This window comes from Acinetobacter celticus, assembly GCF_001707755.1.
In the GTDB taxonomy this organism is placed as follows: Bacteria; Pseudomonadota; Gammaproteobacteria; order Pseudomonadales; family Moraxellaceae; genus Acinetobacter; species Acinetobacter celticus.
Map to the genome: position 1 here is coordinate 223977 of NZ_MBDL01000009.1, position 16865 is coordinate 240841.

Genomic DNA, 16865 nt, shown 5'->3' on the forward strand with positions numbered 1-16865 from the left:
AAAAAGACTAATTCTTAAGCAAATATTTAAATCATATTTTAGCGATTATCTGGTGAATACCGCCGAATGTTCAGCTTAAAAGAAGCTGCACCTACTGCAGGAACATTAACAATTATTCAAGCAGGTATTTATGGCTTAAGCCTTTAGCTAGGCGACGCAGAGTTAATTGCAGGCACACTATTCGCATCATTTTTTGAAATTCATACTGCTATGGCAACAGTAGTCATACAAGGCACACCCACTGACAATGCTGTGTTTTATGCATTTATTTCAGCCCTTGCCACCCATGCCATAGCAAAGTCGATTAACACCTTACTTACTGGTGGTCTAAAATACGCTTCGGTTTTTGCTCCAATTCAAATTTTTCACATGACCATATTAATTACGCTACTTTGGTGGAATATTTAAATGTAATTACTTTACACTTACATTTAAGCTTTGAATATGAACACTGTCTGTATCTACAGTAAAAGAAACATCCATATTCGCAAATAACATTCCATACACGCGATGCTCATCGTCCTGATAAGCAGGCCTTGGGTCTAAAGACAAGACTTGCTCAAGTTCTGCTAAAACTTGCAAATCAATGTATTGCTTCATCAATAACCTTTGTTTTTGCCCTTCTGCTTCAATAGACCAGCGTACAGTTTTACGCACAGGCTCATTCTGCGCATAGCCACTTTGCGCCTCTGTAAGCGCATCCGAATAATGAATATAAGGTTTAATATCAATTATGGGTGTGCCATTTAATAAATCGCTACCCATAACATATAGCCGTACAGACTTACCTACTTTTTGAATTTTTTTAAACTGTACAACAGACAAACCAATGGGCGCAGGACGATACATACTGCGTGTTGCAAAAACCCCTATTTTTTTATTGCCCCCTAAGCGTGGAGGTCTAACTTGTGGACGAAATTTAGCCTGATCGTGCTGATTTTTATTGTCATGAAATTGCCAAATAAGCCATAAATGGCTGAATTCCTCAATTCCCTCAAAAGCAAGCGGATCATTAAATGGTACTTCCATTTCAATATAGGATTCTACTTGAACCAAATTTGGTTGTCGTGGGATACCAAACTTTTCACGGTAAGGAGAATTCATATACCCAATAATTGGTAAATTCAAGCCTTTCATAATAACTTTTTCTGATAAGTTCAATTAAATATATTCAGTTTATCGAGAATGATTTTAGATTAGAATAGCAAGTTGTTCTAATTTGATAATTTATTGAGACCTTTAATGGCTGCTTTCAACGTCGAAAAGATTACTCACGTACACCACTGGAATGACACATTATTCAGTTTTAAAACCACTCGCGATACTGCGTTACGTTTTAAAAATGGTCAATTTGTGATGATTGGTCTTGAAGTGAACGGTAAGCCTTTAATGCGTGCATATTCTATTGCCAGCGCAAACTACGAAGAAGAACTCGAATTTTTCTCGATTAAAGTGCCAGATGGCCCTTTGACTTCTATTTTGCAAAAAGTAAAAGTGGGCGATGATATTTTAATTTCTAGAAAACCCACGGGGACTTTGGTACTGGATGACTTAAATCCAGGTAAAAACTTGTACCTTCTTTCTTCTGGTACAGGCCTTGCACCTTTCTTGTCAACTATTCGTGACCCTGAAACTTATGAACGCTTTGAAAAAATCATTGTTGTTCATGGTACACGCTTCATTTCTGAATTGGCTTACCAAGATTTAATCTTAAATGAACTGCCAAACCATGAATTCTTTGAAGAGTTGGGCATTAAAGATAAGTTGGTTTATTACCCAACGGTAACCCGTGAAGACTTCCATACTCAAGGTCGCGTAACAACTGCGATTGAGTCAGGTCAATTATTTGAAAAAATTGGCTTACCACGTTTCAATCCAGAAACTGACCGTGCCATGCTTTGTGGTAGCCCTGCATTCCTTGACGATGTCGTCGCCCTGCTTGACCAACATGGCCTGAAAGAATCTCCGAAAATGGGTGTTCTTGGCGACTATGTTATTGAACGTGCATTTGTTGAAAAATAAGATTTAGATTTTTAAAATTTAAGCATCTTAAAACCGAGGTCATTGCCTCGGTTTTTTATTGTCAATCATCTAAACTTAACTATTTAATTTTCAAATTAGATTTTTGATCAAACCAAGACTGATATTTACGCCCTCGTTTTTATTGCTTAGGTTTTATCTTCAAATTTGCTAAGATTTAATCACAACGATAACATCAGCAAAATAAATCTATGCTATTTCCACAATTAAAATTCCAAGAATTTCTACATCCACGCCCAAAACCCAAAGGTATTGACGTGCAATGTAAACTGCAACATTTTGCACTCATTACCTATGCCATTGACCCAATACGCTTTAAAGACCTTATTCCAGAGCGCTTTCAATTAGACACGATTCACTATCAAGGTGAAGAAAAAGCGCTGATGTCAGTCGTGCCATTTATTGATGTCGATTTTACCTCTGCGGTGTTTCCCTTTCCAAAATTTACAATGGGACAAACCAATTACCGTGTCTATGTGATTGATCAAGAAATAAAAGAACGATGTGTTTGGTTTATCGGCACGACTTTAGATTCATGGACGCTGATTGTACCTCGTTATTTTTGGCAATTGCCTTGGCATGCTGCTGTTTTTGAATTTGACTGCCAACAGGATGAGTACGGTTTGTACAAACAATATAAAATGCGCACGGAGTCCGAATGGGCCAATGCCGAATTGCACTTAAACCAATCTACAGAAGATACTTGGAAATATGAAGGCTTCCCCGATTTAGAAAGCTATCAGGTTTTTTTAACCCATCCCCTAGCTGGTTTTTATCATCGCAGAGATGGAAAATTAGGAAGCTATCGCGTCTGGCATGACCGTTTAAAACCTCAACCTGCAAAACTACAGCACGCACGTTTTGAGCTTTTAGAACGTCTCAATTTAGTGTCGTTTGAAGATCAGCTCAACCCTTATAGCGTACTAATTGAACCGATGAATGAGTTTACAATTTACCTTCCACCCCAAACATTCTAATTGTTCACAAAAAAGATGAAAAATATTCAGCATATTGATTCATCTATTGCCTTTTAGAATAACTCGTCTATAATTCAACAAAACAGACAGGTCTGTCTATTTTTTTTGCTGAAAACCGAATGAACTTAAACATTCAGAGGGTAAAAACAAACATAAGAAGAAGCACTAAGCTTCTCAAATCTTATCTTCAAAGTTGGCACAATTTTGAAGATAAGAAATATAAGTCTTTATCAGCAAAGCGCGATTAACCTAAAGTTATCGCGCTTTTTTATTGCCTATTATTTTAGATCAATGAATTAATCACTCATCTTCATATACACAGATTAATCTCAAATCAAATTATATGATCGCCAACTCTAACTGAATTAAAGTTTCTACTCGTTTCCAATAACTTTCTAAGCACACTTGATTTGGATCAATTTGAGCTTGAATAGTCATACCATCAAGAATACTGGACAAGAAAATAGCCAATTGCTCTACTTGCTTTACCCCTAAATGCATTAATGAATTACATAATTGGGTTTTTAACCACTCTTTATAATCAATAGCAGGCTGAAGGGATGAAGGGTAAACTTTTGAAATTTCTTCTACCGCTTTTTGAAACATACAACCATTAAAATCTGTTGTATGAAACCATGCGCCATACCATAAAAAAATTGCTTTAATCTGACTGAGATAATTTTGAGGGTTACATGTAGCAATTGCCGCACCTAATGACTGTTGTATGTGATTATTTCGAGTCACTAAACATTCCTCAATGAGTTTCGCTTTCGATGGGAAATATTTATAAAAAGTCATTTTTGCAACACCAGATTCGCTAATAATCCGATCAATACCAACTGAATTATAACTATACGTATTGAAGAGATTTAATGCTGTATTAAGTATTTTCTCTTTTTTTGACATTTTTTTTTACCTGATGTACAAATAATTAAATTGAAAACCAGATCATTGGCTCATAAGAAATAGCATATCATTTTCATTATATATTAAATCAAGAATGATTAAATTTATTAAAAAAAACAGTCAAACAAAAACTAACAAACCATTGAAATACAAAACTTTAAAATAAAAAAAAAGCGCTAGCTAAACCTTGTATTTTTCACTAATATAAAAAAATGAAAACTAAAATTTAATTCAATATATGAATACGCTCTCCTTTACCCAATCTGAACACACTCGCGTAGAATCGTTGCATTTTATTCAAAACTCTATGCCTGCAAATGTATGGAATAAAAATATCAGTGTTATCAATCAATTCGAAAAACAAACGATAAATCACCCACTATTTAATCACCCCATCTTGGCGCGTTTACATCAAGGCCAACTTACACTTACACACCTAAAATTGATTCATATCAATTATTTTACAGCCATTGTTAAAAATTTTACTGATGCACTTAGTATGGCTATTTATCAAGCCAATGCACTTGAGCAACATCAATCGATTCATCAAGAAAAGCGTATTGCATCTAAAATTTATGCACGATACTTACTTTCTCTCAATTTAATTGATGAGCTGGGTTTTAACACTCATGACCTTACACAAAGTTCACCGTCAAAATCGCATTTGGTTTATTTTTTAAAATTGATGCAAACCCTGCACTTAGACCCTCTCGATCAGAAAGAGACTGAAATAGAAGCCCTCTCGCTCACGCAATTTATTCAAAATCATATGCACTCATATGCAGATTTATTGCTTATATTGGCATGTACTGAACTTCAGGTGATCAAATTCAGCCAAGCACTACGACAAAATATTTCTATTTATAACAGCGAATTCACTGAAGGCTATTATGCTTGTCATGGCATAGCCCAAAAAAACAACCTTGGTCTTGCAAATGATGACAACCATGAAGATGATATCTGGTTACTACTCACCCAATGCTATACCCCAGAAAATGAGTCACATTTTCAGCGTATACACACTGAGTATTTAGAATTATGGGATAATTTTTGGAGCAAAATGAATCAATTAACCACTTAATTGATTTTTTGGCATCTCAATATTTATTTTTTTCGCTATGTTTCATTCATTATACAAAAAAAGTATTTGTCAGCTTTCTATAGAGGAAGCTGACAAATATACATGACAGGTTTTTACTAAAAATCTTGAAAATTTACTGACAAACCTCATTTTCTGCCACATATGCTTTGCGCTCTTGTAATGATTTTTTCATTACTTGATAGCCACCTGTTAGACCTAAAGTAGCCATAATAAATGCCACAATCAGATCGGGGAACATACTCCCTGTACCAAATACGCCAATGGCTGCAAATATCACTGCAACATTACCAATAGCATCATTACGACTACACAGCCAAACAGACTGCATATTTGAATCGCCATCTCTAAAGGTATATAAAACAACCGCCGATGCCACATTTGCGATTAAAGCCAAAACGCCAATTGCCCCCATGGTCATGGCTTCTGGCGGTATACCTTGCATATAGGCATAAATAACTTTACCAATGACCACGAAACCAAATAGAGCCATAACTGTCCCTTTGACCAATGCAACTGTTGCACGCCAATAAAGACCAGCACCCAACACGGCCAAAGACACAGCATAATTTACAGAGTCACCAAAGAAATCCAGTGAATCTGCCCATAATGCAGATGAATGTGCATAAGCACCACCAATGAGTTCAACTAAAAACATCGCTAGATTGATAAAAAGTGCAATCCAGAGTGCTGTTCTAAATTTACTGTCTTTCTTGATTGGTGCAGGTTCATGACTACAACTACAAGCCATCGCATACCTCTTGTTTATAATTTAAACTGTATTAGACTATTTAAAACTATGGTCTAACTCCAAGGTCAAGACATGCAACAATATTTAATTGGCGATCTAGCCAAAAAAACACAACTGAGCACAGATTCAATCCGTTTTTATGAAAAAAAGCAGCTTATTAAACCGAGCTTTCGTGCAGATAATAATTATAAATATTACGATGAAGACACCTTAAAACGACTGATTTTTATTAAACGTTGCCGTGCATTAGAGATTTCTTTGCATGAAATTACAGAATTAATTGCCTTAACCAAACAGCCCAAGCAAGATTGTTTGATTGTTGATCATTTAATTGAGGAGCACATTCGACAAGTTGAAGAAAAACTCAACGAACTACAAAAATTTAAAATACAATTGCAGGAGTTACGTCAGTCATGCAACTCAAATACTACTGTAGATCACTGTAATATATTAAAAAATTTAGAAATGAACACAAATAAATCAGACTAAAATACTAGGTTGAATCATTTTTTTATATCCCTACAATAAAGCCATATATTTTGTATGCCTTTGTTGACATGACTATTTCCCACGTTACTGAACTCCTCTCACCTGCTGGCTCGCTCAAGAATATGCGCTATGCATTCGCTTATGGTGCAGATGCAGTGTATGCAGGTCAGCCCCGTTACAGCCTACGTGTACGCAACAATGCTTTTGATCATGACAATTTAAAAATCGGCATTTCTGAAGCACATGCTTTGGGTAAAAAATTCTACGTGGTTGTGAATATTCAACCTCACAATTCTAAATTAAAAAACTTTATTCGTGACTTAACACCCGTTGTGGCAATGCAACCAGATGCATTGATTATGTCTGACCCAGGCTTAATTATGATGGTACGAGAGCACTTTCCAGAAGTGTCAATACACCTGTCTGTTCAAGCCAATGCCGTCAATTGGGCCACAGTAAAATTTTGGAAAAGCATGGGGCTAACCCGCGTGATTTTGTCACGTGAGTTGTCTATGGATGAAATTGAGGAAATTAAACAAAACGTACCTGACATGGAAATTGAAGTTTTCGTACATGGTGCGTTATGCATGGCTTATTCCGGTCGTTGCTTACTTTCAGGCTATATGAACAAACGTGATGCAAATCAAGGCGCTTGCACCAATGCGTGCCGCTGGGACTATAAAATTCACGAGGCAGCAGAAGATAATACTGGTGATGTTATTCCAGTAACACAACTAGAAAAATCAACATGCTGTCAAAATAAAGATGCCGATGAGCAACACGCCATACAACAACACCAATTTGGCGAGCCGGTTTTATTACAACGCAATGAAGAAGAACAGTTCGTAGCTGAAGAAGACGAACATGGCACTTACTTCATGAACTCAAAAGATTTACGTGCCGTACAGCATGTAGAGCGTCTAACCCAAATGGGCATTCATTCGCTCAAAATTGAAGGTCGTACAAAATCTTATTTCTACTGTGCTCGCACCGCCCAAATTTACCGTAAAGCCATCGATGATGCTTTAGAAGGGAAAGCCTTTGATCCTGCATTAATGTCTCAGTTAGAAGGCTTAGCAAACCGTGGTTATACCGAAGGATTTCTGCGTCGCCATGTACATAGCGAATATCAAAATTACGAAACCGGTTCATCACGTTTTGACCACCAACAGTTTGTTGGAGAAGTTTTGGAGCGCAATGGCGATTACCTCAAAATTGAAGTCAAAAACCGTTTTGTTGTCGGCGACTCCTTAGAATTAATGACCACATCAGGCAATATCACTTTTACTTTAACCGAAATGAAAGATAAGAAAGGTAATCTGATTGAAGATGCAAAAGGTTCTGGTCACTTTGTAGATATTCCACTGCCTGCCGATGTTGATATGAACTACGCTCTGCTGATTCGAAACTTACCTCATTCTACAGCAGATATTTCAGCACCTTCTTTGGCCTATCAAGCAGTTTAATATGGCTTTATCGATTACAAATCAGTGTATTAACTGTGATATGTGTTTAGCTGAATGCCCAAATGACGCCATTTATGAAGGCACCAAGGTTTATGAAATAGACGTAGCACGTTGTACAGAATGTATCGGATTTTATGCACACCAAACCTGCGTTGCCGTATGTCCAATTGAGTGTATTGTTCCACACCCTGAGCATGTAGAAACACCAGAGCAACTGTTACATAAATTTAAGAATTTGAATTTATTCAAAACTTTAAAATGAAATAAAAATTATCTAATTAAAAAAAATAACCTTGGGGGAAGGCTAAATAAGAGGAACGCAAATTGTCAAAGTTCCCAATAAAAAAAGAATAATGAATATGATAAAAACTAACACACTGTGTTAAAGGGCAAAGTTGAAGTGCGTGGGGACACTTTGGCTTTGCTCTTTCTTTTTACGCTTAACCTAAAAGACACAACATCAAAATGAAAAAAGGAACTTTAGTGTTAGCGACCAAAGTTCCTATAAAAGTTAAATCTAATCTTTATTTTAAAATATTCAATATAAAGGAACTGAAGATGCGTACATCTTCAGTTCCTTTTCACTGTTTTACTGACCTGAACGAATAATGTAATCAAATGCAGATAATGCTGCTTTTGCGCCTTCACCTGTTGCAATGATGATTTGTTTGTATGGCACTGTGGTACAGTCACCCGCAGCAAATACACCTTTTACATTGGTTTCATTACGGTCATTAATCACAATTTCACCGCGGTTTGAAAGCTCAACGGTTGTCTCTTTTAAGAAATCGGTATTTGGTAACAAGCCAATCTGGACAAAAATACCCGCTAATTCAACCGTTTTAACTTCATCTGTTGCGCGGTCTTTGTATTTTAATGCAGTGACTTGTGAACCATCACCCACCACTTCCGTTGAAAGTGCATTCAAAATAACCGTGGTATTTGGCAAACTGTGTAATTTATCTTGCAATACTTGGTCTGCACGTAATTTAGTATCAAACTCAACCAAAGTGACATGTTCAACAATACCTGCAAGGTCAATGGCTGCTTCTACACCCGAGTTACCGCCACCAATCACGGCTACACGTTTGCCTTTAAATAATGGGCCATCACAGTGTGGGCAATATGCGACACCGCGTGTTTTATACTCTTTTTCACCTGGGACATTCATTTCTCTCCAGCGTGCGCCAGTTGAAAGAATCACCGTTTTAGATTCAAGCTTCGCGCCATTTTCTAAAGTCACTTCAACCAAACCATTTGCTGTTTGATCTGCGCCTTTTATGCCAGAGACACGTTGCAAATTCATAATATCAACACCGTACTCACGTACGTGTGCTTCCATTTCAGCGGCAAACTTCGGCCCTTGGGTCTTTTGAATAGAGGTATAGTTTTCAATATCCATGGTGTCCATCACCTGACCACCCATGCGCTCTGCCACAATACCAGTACGAATACCTTTACGTGCGGCATAAATTGCAGATGTATTCCCTGCTGGGCCACCACCAACAATAAGGACATCAAACGCTTCTTTTGCATTTAATTTTTCTGCATCTTTCACAGCCGACTGTGTATCTAACTTAGCGACAATTTCTTCCAAAGTCATACGACCCTGACCAATATGCTCACCATTTTGGAACACCATTGGAACAGCCATAATTTTGCGTTCTTCAACTTCATCTTGGAAGAAAGCACCATCAATCATGGTTGCTGTTGTACCAGGGTTATTAATGGCAATTAAGTTCAGCGCTTGTACAACGTCAGGACAGTTATGACAGCTTAAAGATACAAAGACATCAAAATCAGCTGTTAAGTTTAAACCCTTAATTTGCGCTAAAATTTCATCAGAAACTTTTGGTGCATAACCTGAAACTTGTAACAATGCCAAAATCAAAGACGTAAATTCGTGACCCATTGGCAAGCCTGCAAAATTTACACGTGGTTGCTCACCCACTTTTGCAATACCAAAACTTGGCGCACGAGAGTTTGTACCATCAAAACGCACTGTTACTTGATCAGAAAGTGCAGCAATTTCAGTTACCAGTTCTTTGATTTTGTCTGATTTATCAGAACCATTCAAAGTTGCCACAATTTCAATTGGGCTTTCCAAACGTTCAAGTAAAGTTTTTAATTGAGCAGAAGTATTTTGATCTAACATTGCTAACGCCTCCAAAGGAGTAAATATTTATTTGATGGAATAATCATAAGTGATTTAATTAAATAGATAAAACAGTTTGTTTTTATAACAATGATCGTTTTATTAAATCAAAGAATAAAAACAAGCTGAATAACAATAATTTATATATGAGGACAAAAGCCTAAAATTTCAATATTTATGATTCAAAACATGAATATTCATGTAGAAAAACGAAATCCGCTACCATTTTAATAAATACGTTGCTCAATCCGAATTACTCGACTTTTAATTCGTGAAGCCAATATAAACATCGCCATACTGATTAATGCAGTCACCACAATAATAAAAAGTAGCGCCCAATATACAACGCGATTTAAGATTTCAGCCTGAGCCACCTGCTTGCTCACACTTTCAGCCATGGGCGTTAAGGTTTGATTAAACAACTGGTTTTGCATCGTCCATAATTGTTCAGGCTTAAAACCATAGTCTAAAAAATGCGGGTCATTTTTTTCTGCCTGAATTAAAACCCGAACTTGCGGAATAGCCGTCGCCCGATCTATAGGTCGATGTAACATTGCCGTCTGTGCCAATAAATAAGATTTCACAGCGGGCGCAATTTCTGCATCCCTTAATTCTTGCGCTAATGCACTGTCCTGAATATTTTTATCATATCGCACCAGTTGCTGATATTCCTGATGATGATCATCGCGCAAATCATATTGCACATAAGTTAGCCCAGACCAAATAACAATAAAAGCAACAAGCCAACCGACAAATTTCAGAACAAATGATTGAAAGCGAATAGAAAAAAACTTAATTTTACGCAGTACATGTATTGTAAGAAATGCACCAATAAATGAAGCAAAAATCTTTAAAAACAGCCAACCAAACCAAGACAATAAATTCACAAAATAATCAGATTGGTAGCCAAAAGATGTCAGACTTTCACCGATACTACTGGGGATGTGCAACTGTTCAACTTGCGTACTTAGACCAAAAAAACTGTAGACAAAGTCTTGTTGCACAAACAATCCCATCACTGAAACCAATAAAATACTGGTCGAAGTAATACCCAACAACATCAAATTTCTCTGGCGCTTTTTTAATAGCTTCACGCCAGACTCAAGATGCTGTGGATTGAGTGCGTATTCATCTATAGCAGGCAAATAATTCTCCTGAACATCAATTAAAAGCAGTCTTTCTGCCGATTTGACATCAATATTTAGCTGGACTTGGAGTCGCCTGAGCTAGACTCAAGCACCAATTGATTCAAATTATTCTGAAGTGCACGTAAACGCGTGGTTGCTTCCTCACGCTTTTGTACCCCTTCTTTTTGGATTTGTATCACATCATTAACGGTTTTAATGAGGATATTTTGTACATGTTCAAGGGTTTCAATATCAATCACTGAACGCTGGTTGGCGCGTGCGGTATCTACAGAGTTTTGGTGCAACAAATCTGCATTGCGCTTTAACAGCTCATTGGTGGCATCATCTATCGTATTGGCTAATTGCACACTGTTCTTCTGCTCTTGTAACGAAATTGCCAAACTAATCTGATTTTTCCATGCAGGTAAAGTAATATTTTTAATGGCATAAAACTTATCAACCAACATTAAATTATTCGATTGAATAATACGAATCATCGGCAAAGTTTGCATGGCAGATTGTTGTAGTATCTGTAAATCACTCACCCGTTTTTCTAAATTATTCGCCAAATGATTTAAATCATAAATTCTTTGCGTGGTGTTTTGGTCTTGCACTTGCGCTGTTAAAGTAGAAATTTCTTGTTGAATTTCCTGCTCTTTCATTTTTCCTGCCGCAATATACACACCCAACTGTTTATATTCTTCCTGCACACCGCCAAACATCTTATCTAAAGTATTGACCCTAGCTTTTAAACCATTTTGCGAAGTTTCAATTTCTTTCACTAAGGCATCAATCTGTTCTTTAGTGGTATTAAAATGCTGATCAAAACTGCTTTTTGCCCCTCTAAATTTACTTAAAATACCGCCAAAAAAACCCGAACTTTTGGATTTATTTAAAATGCTACTGGTATTCAATTGCTGTGCCACCTGTACCACTTGATTCAACTTTTGTCCCGTTGTATCTAAATCTTTATTTTGCACCAAGTTCAGTAATTCATCGGTATAACCCGACGTTTTAGACGCAATATTTTTGCCATATTCAGCCACCGAATTGTGACTAATTTCAGCCAATTCTTTACGGGCAGCCATGACTTCCTGAAAGTCTGTGGCTTGCAACCCAATACTTTGTAAATCTAATTGCTGAAATTTTTGCTCTGCCAAATCTATTGTGGCTTCAATCGGTAAAATAGTTGATTCGGGATGGGTCATAGCTCACCTTGTACTGATTATGATTTAGAGGTTTTCTCTAATGATTTTCTTAAAGTTTTAATTAAGTCTTCACGGCTATTATCCAGTTTTTCAAGCGAACTTGTCGAGCCACTTTGCTGGCTTTGTTTAACATGATATTGCCATGCTGGAATCAGAACCTGCTGTGCCTCTTTAAAACGGTCTAACAATGAAAATGACAGTTGTTGCGACAGTTGCATTTGTGTAATGGCAATATCATTACTACTTTGTATGGTTCGTAATGTATAAATTTTCTTTGCCAAGCGCTCTGCAAAATTATCTAAGGGATGTTGATTTTGCACAAAAGTTGGATATTCACGCAAAAACTCTTCAGCGGCTTGTATGTATTTGGCCATTTGTTCACGCAGACCTTGTAACTGCTTAAACCGTGATTGAGATTTTTGAATTTCTAATTGTAATTTTTGGCTCAAATGATTGGCTTGATCTAATATTGCTTCTAAATTTTTATAATATTCAACCTGATTAGAACCAAACTCTAAATCGATACCCAACCATTTTTGCAGGGCGTTAAATTTTCGCTGTTTGAGCACTTTTTTAGAGGCAGACAATGTCTGAATCAATTGCTCAATGGTCTGACTAAGTTTCTGCGTTAATTGCGGATCAATTCCCTTCAAAAGGACAGACTGCGCTTGAATCAACGCATCTGCATAATGATTCAGCCGATATTGATCATTCAACAAAGGTACCAGTTCATTGCGTTTAATCGACAGCACTTCAGCCGGAATCACCGCAATGTCTGTTAATGGAACCAGAACCTCAATTTGAGACATAAACACTTAAACTCAATGAAATTATTTCTATATTACGTCTTTTATAACAAAGTTTTTGTCGCTTTTTGCAAATAAGTTTTAAGAAGTTTATTCACTGACCTAAGCGCTCATGCAATCATGACTTAAATTTAAAATGAGCAGTTCCTACTTGGACAGGTTAGTCTATTTCTTATCTTAAAAATCAACATCATACTTTATATCTTCTCGGCATTATTGCTGTTGAACTTTTTAGCATTGAACAATGCCTATGTGCGGCTTTATCTCGTCAATGAAAATAAAATTCAACGGTATTATCTATTTGTACAATACCTCATTATTTTTTCTCATCTTATTTTTAATTTATTATCGTAAAGCATTGCTGTAAAAACTAAAAAAGCCATGATCTACATGGCTTTTACAAACAAAAAGTGAGTGACTACTATAAATAGTCGCCTTCACGTTCTGGCTGATACAACACTTTTTCAATTTTAACTTTCATTGTATGCCCATCTGGTTGTGGCCATTCAATTTCTTGACCTTCAGCCAGACCTAAAATTGCGGCACCCACTGGTGCAAGAATGTTCACCTGCCCTTTATCACCACGGAAATCATGTGGATAAACCAAAGTAATTTCAGTCGGCTCAATTGCAGGTGCAATCGTAACCAATACCTTGGCATTCATACTGACCACATTCACAGGCACATCTTTCGGTGCCACAATTTGCGCACGTGCCAGTTCATCTTCTAAATGTTCCATAGTCGGCGTTAACTTAGACTGATGCTCTAACATCGTTTCCAAGCGGCGCAAATCCTGTTCAGAAAGAATGATACTTGGTTTTGTCATATCGTTTAATCCTTGGTAACTTGGTTAAATTAAATCAATTCGGTCGATTTATTCTTGTTATTACAGATTATTCTGTTATATCAGAATTTCGTCATATTGAATAATGTGCTTTTTTTACAGCTGTAAAAAAAGCCTCCTAAAAAGGAGGCCTTTTTAAAGTTCAAAACTTAGTTTGCGTATACAGGGTATTTCGCACAAACAGCTTCAACTTTCGCTTTCACAGTGTTAATCACTGCTTCGTCGCCTTTCGCATCTAAAATGTCAGCAATCCAGCCAGCCAAATCACGAACTTCAGCTACGCCGAAACCACGAGTGGTTACAGCTGGTGTACCAATACGGATACCAGAAGTCACAAATGGAGAGCGTGGATCGTTTGGTACGGCATTTTTGTTCACAGTAATGTGAGCAGCACCTAACCATGCATCTGCTTCTTTACCTGTTACGTCTTGTTTAATTAAAGACAAGAGGAACAAGTGATTTTCTGTACCACCAGAAACAATATCAAAACCACGTGCAATTAATACTTCAGCCATTGCTTTAGCATTTACCACAACTTGTTTTTGATATTCTTTATATTCAGGTGTCATTGCTTCTTTAAAGCAAATTGCTTTAGCCGCAACAGCGTGAACCAATGGGCCACCTTGGTTACCTGGGAATACAGCTGACTGTAATTTTTTCTCAATTTCTTCGTTGGCTTTTGCAAGGATTAAACCTGAACGTGGACCACGAAGTGTTTTATGTGTAGTCGTTGTTGTTACGTCAGCAATTTGCACAGGGCTTGGGTAAACGCCCGCAGCAACTAAACCAGCAACGTGTGCCATATCTACAAATAGGTAAGCGCCAACTTTGTCCGCGATGTCGCGGAAACGTTGCCAGTCTACAATTTGGCTATACGCAGAGAAACCAGCAACAATCATACGTGGTTTGTGTTCTAACGCTAAACGTTCAACTTCTTCATAATCGATTGCGCCAGTTTCAGTGTTTAAACCGTACTGAATCGCATTATATGTTTTACCAGAGAAGCTAACTTTTGCACCGTGAGTCAAGTGACCACCGTGAGCCAAGCTCATACCCAATACTGTATCGCCAGGGTTAAGAAGCGCTAAGTAAACAGCAGAGTTTGCTTGTGAACCAGCGTGTGGCTGAACGTTTGCATAATCTGCACCGAAAAGTTCTTTAGCACGGTCAATAGCAAGTTGTTCAATGATGTCTACATATTCACAACCGCCGTAGTAGCGTTTGCCTGGGTAGCCTTCAGCATATTTGTTTGTAAGTTTTGAGCCTTGTGCTTCCATTACTGCTGGTGAGCAATAGTTTTCAGAAGCGATCAGTTCGATGTGCGCTTCTTGGCGAGCATCTTCCTGTGTGATTGCTTGCGCGATTTCTGGATCAAATTCAGCAATTGAGATGTTGGCAAACATTAGCGAGGTCCTATTAAATTAGGGCTTTTAAGCCGTGCTAAGATTGGCGCATATTGTAGCATGAAGTTTATAAATTTCGAGAATGAAGTTTTCTCAGTTTTAAATAAAAAAAGCGCATGTAAATACAAACATGAGCTTTTTTTATTCAAATCAAGTTATTGAATTGGCATGAGAGATTTTACATCTACCACAATATTGTCAATATTCAATGTATAAGCGGTGTTGTGATCCCATTTTTCTTCATATACAGGTATAATCTTAGTTCCAAGTTTCGCTGCATTCGAAATCAACTCAGCTGTTGCATTTGCTGGAACAGTAGAATCATATCCACCTTGATATATCTTCACTGGCGTCGTAACTTTCACAGATAACGGCTGAGAAGTTGTATTCAAAAATGTTGTAATTGCAGGTATTTTCATAAAATTACTTTGTGTTAAATAACCTGATAATGAACTAGTTGCTGTTGCAGCAACTGTCATTTGAACACCAAAATTTTGGCCTAACGCTCCTGCACAAACTGTTCCAGCTTGAGTGGCTATTACTGCCGCATTCGGTTGAAATACTTGAATATATGTAGGAGCCGAAGATTGGTCTTGCATTCCAGCAGTAATCAGTGCCGCATAGGTATTTAGAGAAGCTAACATTGGGACTTGATCTATGGCTGGTAAATTAGCTACAAGATCCTCTCCTGTTTTAAAAATAGTTTTTAGATTAGATGCAGGAGCCACTGCCACTGTCCCTTTATAATTTAATTGCGCCCGCGATGCATATTGCGCTGCACCCAAAGCAGCTTGACCACCCTGCGAATGCCCAACAGTTACCCATTGCTTAGATGCTTTAGTACCCAACCAATTTCGCGCAGCAACCACAGCATCAGTAATGGAATATGCTTCACTTTTTACATTTAAGAAAGGATGATCGCCGGCAGAGCCCAACCCCTCATAATCTGGTGCAACAACAACATAGCCTTCTGCTAAAAACTTACTAATCATATTCTTAACATCAGAACCAAGTGCTAAGCGACTTGGCGCACAAATATCCGCTACACCTGTGGTACCATGTGCCCAAATTACAATCGGCCAACCATCCTTGGGTACTGGCGTTTTAGGTGTAAAAACTAGAGAAGTTGCTTGAACTTCTTTACCATTTACCCCCAACATTTTATACGTCATCACCACACTATCAGCAGCGGAGGCAGACATATCTGTTAAAGTATATGCAGTAGGTGTAGCTACAACTGGATTTACAATATTATTTTTCGGAATCCCATCATCAAATACAGAAGAATCATCATCTCCCCCACAGGCTGTGAGTAAAAATGCACTGCTCATTAAAACTGCCAATAACTTTTTATTCATCCCTAATTTCCTTCGTTTTTTGTTTTAAAATATTTATTTGAAATTTATTGCATGTATTTTCATCTAACACAATAGGATTACAGACCAATTACACACTATTCAAAAAATAAAGTGCTACAAAATTATTTCCTTTTGCTAAAAAAGGAAAAAAACTTAATCAATAGATTGAAACAATAATATTCACACGAAAAACAAAATGAGAAAATTAACTGATAAAACACAAATTTTATCAAATA

At 37.2% G+C, this 16865-nt stretch carries 16 protein-coding genes and 1 pseudogene; 7 read left to right on the forward strand and 10 right to left on the reverse strand.

Going from position 1 to position 16865, the window contains the following annotated elements; translation table 11 throughout:
* Positions 1-63 precede the first annotated feature (63 nt).
* A pseudogene (locus BBP83_RS15470) lies at positions 64-408 on the forward strand (Mg2+ transporter-C, MgtC family protein); the annotation flags it as partial.
* Positions 409-414: 6 nt separating this feature from the next.
* Here the strand turns inward: BBP83_RS15470 and tsaA are convergent.
* On the reverse strand, positions 415-1137 hold the full coding sequence (tsaA, locus tag BBP83_RS07825; protein WP_068887188.1) for a tRNA (N6-threonylcarbamoyladenosine(37)-N6)-methyltransferase TrmO: 723 nt from the start codon (positions 1135-1137) through the stop codon (positions 415-417).
* 105 nt (positions 1138-1242) lie between these two features.
* Here tsaA and BBP83_RS07830 point away from each other — a divergent pair, with 105 nt between their 5' ends.
* Positions 1243-2022 carry a ferredoxin--NADP reductase gene (locus BBP83_RS07830; protein ID WP_068887190.1) on the forward strand — a complete coding sequence of 260 codons (780 nt, stop codon included), beginning with the start codon at positions 1243-1245 and terminating at the stop codon, positions 2020-2022.
* Positions 2023-2231: 209 nt separating this feature from the next.
* Positions 2232-3017, forward strand: coding sequence for a DUF2071 domain-containing protein (locus BBP83_RS07835; RefSeq protein WP_068887192.1), 786 nt, complete (start codon positions 2232-2234; stop codon positions 3015-3017).
* 339 nt (positions 3018-3356) lie between these two features.
* Here the strand turns inward: BBP83_RS07835 and BBP83_RS07840 are convergent, their stop codons facing one another.
* Positions 3357-3923, reverse strand: a complete 567-nt coding sequence (locus tag BBP83_RS07840; RefSeq protein WP_068887194.1) for a TetR/AcrR family transcriptional regulator — start codon at positions 3921-3923, stop codon at positions 3357-3359.
* A 238-nt stretch (positions 3924-4161) separates the two neighbouring features.
* Here BBP83_RS07840 and BBP83_RS07845 point away from each other — a divergent pair, with 238 nt between their 5' ends.
* Positions 4162-5004 carry a hypothetical protein gene (locus BBP83_RS07845; RefSeq protein ID WP_068887196.1) on the forward strand — a complete coding sequence of 281 codons (843 nt, stop codon included), beginning with the start codon at positions 4162-4164 and terminating at the stop codon, positions 5002-5004.
* A gap of 133 nt (positions 5005-5137) precedes the next feature.
* Here the strand turns inward: BBP83_RS07845 and BBP83_RS07850 are convergent, their stop codons facing one another.
* Positions 5138-5773, reverse strand: a complete 636-nt coding sequence (locus BBP83_RS07850; protein WP_068887198.1) for a cation efflux transmembrane domain-containing protein — start codon at positions 5771-5773, stop codon at positions 5138-5140.
* A gap of 72 nt (positions 5774-5845) precedes the next feature.
* Between BBP83_RS07850 and BBP83_RS07855 the strand changes: the two genes are divergently transcribed.
* The 3 genes from BBP83_RS07855 to BBP83_RS07865 all read left to right on the forward strand — a co-directional run bounded on the left by BBP83_RS07855 (position 5846) and on the right by BBP83_RS07865 (position 7990).
* Positions 5846-6262: a MerR family DNA-binding protein gene (locus tag BBP83_RS07855; protein ID WP_068887200.1), complete on the forward strand. Its 417-nt coding sequence runs from the start codon at positions 5846-5848 to the stop codon at positions 6260-6262.
* 68 nt (positions 6263-6330) lie between these two features.
* Positions 6331-7728 carry a prephenate-dependent tRNA uridine(34) hydroxylase TrhP gene (gene trhP / locus BBP83_RS07860; protein ID WP_068887667.1) on the forward strand — a complete coding sequence of 466 codons (1398 nt, stop codon included), beginning with the start codon at positions 6331-6333 and terminating at the stop codon, positions 7726-7728.
* A gap of 1 nt (position 7729) precedes the next feature.
* Positions 7730-7990 carry a YfhL family 4Fe-4S dicluster ferredoxin gene (locus BBP83_RS07865; protein ID WP_068887203.1) on the forward strand — a complete coding sequence of 87 codons (261 nt, stop codon included), beginning with the start codon at positions 7730-7732 and terminating at the stop codon, positions 7988-7990.
* A gap of 327 nt (positions 7991-8317) precedes the next feature.
* On the opposite strand, the gene ahpF is transcribed toward BBP83_RS07865, so the two are convergent.
* The 7 genes from ahpF to BBP83_RS07900 form a co-directional block, all read right to left on the reverse strand.
* Positions 8318-9883, reverse strand: a complete 1566-nt coding sequence (gene ahpF / locus BBP83_RS07870; RefSeq protein WP_068887205.1) for an alkyl hydroperoxide reductase subunit F — start codon at positions 9881-9883, stop codon at positions 8318-8320.
* Positions 9884-10110: 227 nt separating this feature from the next.
* Complete coding sequence (locus BBP83_RS07875; protein ID WP_068887207.1) at positions 10111-11028, reverse strand: hypothetical protein; 918 nt, start codon at positions 11026-11028, stop codon at positions 10111-10113.
* Positions 11029-11084: 56 nt separating this feature from the next.
* Positions 11085-12218, reverse strand: a complete 1134-nt coding sequence (locus BBP83_RS07880) for a toxic anion resistance protein (protein ID WP_068887209.1) — start codon at positions 12216-12218, stop codon at positions 11085-11087.
* 17 nt (positions 12219-12235) lie between these two features.
* Positions 12236-13027, reverse strand: a complete 792-nt coding sequence (locus BBP83_RS07885) for a tellurium resistance protein (RefSeq protein WP_068887211.1) — start codon at positions 13025-13027, stop codon at positions 12236-12238.
* A gap of 418 nt (positions 13028-13445) precedes the next feature.
* Complete coding sequence (gene rnk, locus BBP83_RS07890; RefSeq protein ID WP_068887213.1) at positions 13446-13850, reverse strand: nucleoside diphosphate kinase regulator; 405 nt, start codon at positions 13848-13850, stop codon at positions 13446-13448.
* Between the two features lie 167 nt (positions 13851-14017).
* Positions 14018-15271: a serine hydroxymethyltransferase gene (glyA, locus tag BBP83_RS07895; protein ID WP_068887215.1), complete on the reverse strand. Its 1254-nt coding sequence runs from the start codon at positions 15269-15271 to the stop codon at positions 14018-14020.
* 155 nt (positions 15272-15426) lie between these two features.
* Positions 15427-16629, reverse strand: coding sequence for an alpha/beta hydrolase family protein (locus BBP83_RS07900; RefSeq protein ID WP_068887217.1), 1203 nt, complete (start codon positions 16627-16629; stop codon positions 15427-15429).
* Between the last annotated feature and the right edge of the window lie 236 nt (positions 16630-16865).

Coding starts and splice junctions, on each gene's coding strand:
- tsaA (WP_068887188.1), bottom strand. CDS start 1,137: ATGAAAGGCTTGAATTTACCAATTATTGGGTATATGAATTCTCCTTAC.
- BBP83_RS07830 (WP_068887190.1), top strand. CDS start 1,243: ATGGCTGCTTTCAACGTCGAAAAGATTACTCACGTACACCACTGGAAT.
- BBP83_RS07835 (WP_068887192.1), top strand. CDS start 2,232: ATGCTATTTCCACAATTAAAATTCCAAGAATTTCTACATCCACGCCCA.
- BBP83_RS07840 (WP_068887194.1), bottom strand. CDS start 3,923: ATGTCAAAAAAAGAGAAAATACTTAATACAGCATTAAATCTCTTCAAT.
- BBP83_RS07845 (WP_068887196.1), top strand. CDS start 4,162: ATGAATACGCTCTCCTTTACCCAATCTGAACACACTCGCGTAGAATCG.
- BBP83_RS07850 (WP_068887198.1), bottom strand. CDS start 5,773: ATGGCTTGTAGTTGTAGTCATGAACCTGCACCAATCAAGAAAGACAGT.
- BBP83_RS07855 (WP_068887200.1), top strand. CDS start 5,846: ATGCAACAATATTTAATTGGCGATCTAGCCAAAAAAACACAACTGAGC.
- trhP (WP_068887667.1), top strand. CDS start 6,331: ATGACTATTTCCCACGTTACTGAACTCCTCTCACCTGCTGGCTCGCTC.
- BBP83_RS07865 (WP_068887203.1), top strand. CDS start 7,730: ATGGCTTTATCGATTACAAATCAGTGTATTAACTGTGATATGTGTTTA.
- ahpF (WP_068887205.1), bottom strand. CDS start 9,883: ATGTTAGATCAAAATACTTCTGCTCAATTAAAAACTTTACTTGAACGT.
- BBP83_RS07880 (WP_068887209.1), bottom strand. CDS start 12,218: ATGACCCATCCCGAATCAACTATTTTACCGATTGAAGCCACAATAGAT.
- BBP83_RS07885 (WP_068887211.1), bottom strand. CDS start 13,027: ATGTCTCAAATTGAGGTTCTGGTTCCATTAACAGACATTGCGGTGATT.
- rnk (WP_068887213.1), bottom strand. CDS start 13,850: ATGACAAAACCAAGTATCATTCTTTCTGAACAGGATTTGCGCCGCTTG.
- glyA (WP_068887215.1), bottom strand. CDS start 15,271: ATGTTTGCCAACATCTCAATTGCTGAATTTGATCCAGAAATCGCGCAA.
- BBP83_RS07900 (WP_068887217.1), bottom strand. CDS start 16,629: ATGAATAAAAAGTTATTGGCAGTTTTAATGAGCAGTGCATTTTTACTC.